Genomic DNA, 4,106 nt, shown 5'->3' with positions numbered 1-4,106 from the left:
GCGCCATCCTGACCGATGTGACGCTGTCACAATGGACCGACACCGAGGCGCCGCCGGTGGTCGAGGCAGAACGGGTCGAGGTCGACCTTTCCGCCATGGCGGCCTTGCGCGGCGACGTGGTGTTTTCGACGGCGCGGCTGGTGCGGCCGACGATCCGGGTCCAGCGCACGCCTGCCGGCCTTTTCCTGCCCGCTGTCCCGACCGGCGGGCGCATCACGCGCTCCATCGACACGGCGCGCGGCCTGGTCAACGCCGACCCCGCCAAACCGGACCTCGACAAGCTGCCTACCGACACCTTCGGCACGGTCGAGTTTCGTGACGGCCGCATGGTAGCCTCCATCGGCGGCAAGGACGTCGAGATCCTGAGCAGTTTGAACGGTCAGGCAAATTGGGCGGCGATGAACAGCAATGCGACGCTGTCGGCAACCGGCATCTGGCGGGGCGAAAGCGTCGCGCTGGACGTCGCCTCGGCCAAACCGCTTGTGCTGTTTGCCGGCGGCACGGCGCCGCTGACACTGTCCTTCAAGGCGGCGCCCGCCACCTTCTCGTTCGACGGCACGGCCAGCATGTCTGAAAATACCTATTTCGACGGTCAAGCGAAGTTCTCGGCACCCTCGCTGCGGCGTGTCCTGGAATGGTCGCAGGCCGGCATCGCTCCGGGTGCGGCGATCGGCTCGGTCAGCATTTCGAGCAAGATCACCGCGACCGGCGGGCGCGTCAAGTTCGACAACACGGCGATTGCACTCGACAACAATCCGGGGATGGGTGCGCTGGACCTCTCGCTTGGTGAAGCACAACCGGTGATCTCCGGCACGCTCGCCTTCGACACGCTCGACCTCAGATCGTTTCTGTCGGCCTTCACCCCGCTGGTGCCGACCGGAGGGGCGGGGCCTGGCGAAATCGACACAAGTTTCGCCGACAAGATCAATCTCGATCTCAGGCTGTCGGCGGCGCACGCCACGGCGGGGCCGATCCAGCTCGCCGACGTCGCCGCCACCGCACAGGTCAAGGATGGTCTGTCCGTCTTCGACATCTCCGATGCCTCGGCCTTCGGCGGCAACATCCAGACCAGCCTTCGCTTCGATCGCAAGCCGGAAGGCTCGCAAGTCGAAATCCGCCTTCTGGCGTCCGACATCGACGGCGGTGCTTTCGGCACGGCGGCAGGGATGACGCGGCTGGTGCCGGTCGGCACGGGCACCGTCTCGGTGATCCTCAAGGGGCCGGGCAGAACCTGGGATTCCATCTTCGACAATGCCGACGGCTCGGTCTCGGCGACCTTCGGGCCGGGTGCGTTGAGCAAGCTCAACCTGCCGGCCTTCCTCAAACATACCGAACAGGGCGGCTTCTTCGCGCTCGACGATGTCTCCGACGCAACATTGCCGATCGACGGTGCCGAGATCAAGGCAACCATTTCGAAGGGCGTGGCGCGAATCGACAAGGCCGAGGCCAATTCAGCGAAGTACAAGATCTGGCTGTCCGGCATCGCGTCCTACGCCGGGCGCGGACTGGCCTTGTCCGGCGGCGTCATTCAGCCGGATCAGGCGGCAACGCAGGCCAACGGCCAGCAAGGCCCCAACCAGTCGTCGTTCTTCGTCGGCGGAACCTGGAGCACGCCGTTCATTTCCCCGATCAGCCGCGGCGTTTCGGGGGAATAAGCGGTCGCGTTTTCGTCTTCAGCCGCGTTGCGCGGCCTGCTCGTCGAGCTGGCGCTGCACCTCACGCCGCTTGTTGGCAAGCGAGGCGATGATGACGCCGATCGCCACGACGGCGATCAGGATGGTGCAGGCGGCGTTGATTTCCGGCGTCACGCCGAGGCGAACCTGGCTGTAGATCTTCATCGGCAGCGTCGTCGCGCCCGGCCCCGAGGTGAAGCTGGCAATGACCAGATCGTCGAGCGAAAGGGTGAAAGCCAGCATCCAGCCGGAGACGATCGCCGGCATGATGACCGGCAATGTGATCTGGAAGAAGGTCTTCACCGGCGTGGCGCCAAGATCCATCGCGGCTTCCTCCAGCGAGCGGTCGAAAGTCATGAGCCGCGACTGCACGACCACGGCGACGAAGCACATGGTCAGCGTGATGTGGGCGAGCGTCACGGTGAGGAAGCCGCGGTCGAGCCCGACGGCGACGAAGAGCAGCAGCAGCGACAGGCCGGTGATGACTTCCGGCATGACCAGCGGCGCAAAGACCATGCCGGAAAACAGCACCCTGCCCTTGAAGCGCGTGTAGCGGGTCAAGGTGAGTGCCGCCAGCGTGCCCAGCACCGTCGCAACCGTGGCCGAGATCAGGCCAACACGCGCCGTCACCCAGGTCGCGTCCATGAGACCCTGGTTGTGGAACAGCGAGACGTACCATTTGGTCGAGAAACCGCCCCAGACCGTGACCAGTTTCGATTCGTTGAACGAGAAGACGATGAGCAGCACGATCGGCAGGTAGAGAAAGGCAAAGCCAAGCACGATCGAGGTGATGTTGAAGCGGCTCCAGGTGGCGTTCATGAGGTCACCTGTCCATTTCCTGAGCGCGCGCCTGAGCCCGCTGGAAGAGCATGATCGGCACGATCAGCAGCAACAGCAGGATGACGGCCACGGCCGACGATACCGGCCAGTCGCGATTGGCGAAGAACTCGTTCCACAACGTCTTGCCGATCATCAGCGTCTGCGATCCGCCGAGCAGATCGGGAATGACGAATTCGCCGACAGCCGGAATGAACACCAGCAGACAACCGGCGATGACGCCGGGCAGCGACAGCGGGAAGGTGATTTTCCAGAACGCACTGGTCGGCGGGCAACCGAGATCCTTGGCCGCCTCGATCAGCGAATAGTCCATCTTCTCGAGAGCGGAATAGAGCGGCAGCACCATGAACGGCAGGTAGGAATAGACGATGCCGATGAAGATCGCCGTATAGGTGTTGAGGATGATCAGCGGCTGGTGGATGATGCCGGTGGCGAGCAGCAGCTGATTGAGCAGCCCTTCGGGCTTGAGAATGCCGATCCAGGCGTAGACGCGGATCAGGAACGAGGTCCAGAACGGCAGGATGACCAGCATCAGCAAGGTCGGGCGGATCGTCGCCGGCGCGCGCGCCATGCCGTAGGCGATGGGGTAGCCGACGAGCAATGTCAGGACCGTCGAGACCGCGGCGATGATGACGCTGGTCACATAGGCGTTGAAGTAGAGCGCGTCCTGCGTCAGCCAGGTGTAGTTGTCGAGGCTGAGCTGTTTCAGCTGAGCCAGGAACCCTGAGATACCGCCGCTGAAATCGAGCGCCGGCGTATAGGGCGGAATGGCGATCGCCGTCTGCGACAGCGAGATCTTGAAGACGATGACGAACGGAATGAGGAAGAAGAACAGCAGCCAGACATACGGGATGATGATGACCAGTCGGCCAACGAAGGCAGCACCCAGCCTGGCAAGGATGGATCTGCCGGCATTGGATGCCGGAGAGGCTGATGCTGTGGTGACGGCGGCGCTCGACATGGTCGCCCCCTACCGCGTCAGCACGACGCCGGCGTCGGGCCGGAAGGAAACCCAGGCGCGGTCGTTCCAGCTCAACGGATCCTCGGTGATGCGGGCCGCGTTCATGGTGCTGGCGCGCACCACCTGGCCGTCGTCCAGCCTGACATGATAGACGGTCATGTCGCCGAGATAGGCGATGTCGTAGACCTCGCCCTCGATGGCGTTGACGGCCTCGGCCGGCTTCTTCGACGACACCTTGATCTTTTCGGGCCTGATGGCGAAGGTGACGGCCGTCCCGGCCCCGGCGGTGCCGGCATTGTCGGTGCGGATGGTGATGCCGTTGCCGGCGTCTATGCAGGCGCTGCCCGCCTCGCCACGCGCGATCTTGCCCTCGAACATATTCACGTTGCCGACGAAGCCAGCGACGAAACGCGATCCCGGCGCCTCGTAAACTTCGGCCGGCGTTGCCACCTGCATCACCTCGCCCTTGTCGATGATGGCGATGCGATCGGCCATGGTCATCGCCTCTTCCTGGTCGTGGGTGACGACGACGAAGGTCAGGCCGAGATTCTGCCGCAGGTCCATCAGTTCGAACTGCGTCTCTTCGCGCAGCTTCTTGTCCAACGCGCCGAGCGGCTCGTCGAGCGGCAGCACCT

General features: G+C 64.0%; 4 protein-coding genes. 1 reads left to right on the top strand and 3 read right to left on the bottom strand.

Going from position 1 to position 4,106, the window contains the following annotated elements; translation table 11 throughout:
- Positions 1–1,655: AsmA family protein (locus EN994_RS20810; protein ID WP_164746045.1), on the top strand; the 1,655-nt coding region annotated here is incomplete at its 5' end.
- Positions 1,656–1,673: 18 nt separating this feature from the next.
- On the opposite strand, the gene EN994_RS20805 is transcribed toward EN994_RS20810, so the two are convergent.
- The 3 genes from EN994_RS20805 to EN994_RS20795 form a co-directional block, all read right to left on the bottom strand.
- A complete protein-coding gene (locus EN994_RS20805) occupies positions 1,674–2,492 on the bottom strand; it encodes an ABC transporter permease subunit (RefSeq protein ID WP_013530251.1) in 819 nt (272 codons plus the stop codon).
- Positions 2,493–2,496: 4 nt separating this feature from the next.
- On the bottom strand, positions 2,497–3,471 hold the full coding sequence (locus EN994_RS20800; RefSeq protein WP_063170075.1) for an ABC transporter permease subunit: 975 nt from the start codon (positions 3,469–3,471) through the stop codon (positions 2,497–2,499).
- Positions 3,472–3,480: 9 nt separating this feature from the next.
- The coding region (locus tag EN994_RS20795) for an ABC transporter ATP-binding protein (protein ID WP_164746044.1) at positions 3,481–4,106 on the bottom strand (626 nt) is incomplete at its 5' end.

Source organism: Mesorhizobium sp. M7A.F.Ca.CA.002.09.1.1 (assembly GCF_003998555.1).
Classification (GTDB): domain Bacteria; phylum Pseudomonadota; class Alphaproteobacteria; order Rhizobiales; family Rhizobiaceae; genus Mesorhizobium; species Mesorhizobium ciceri.
Note: the sequence above shows the minus strand (reverse complement) of the source record. Positions and strands in the feature narration are given on the sequence as shown.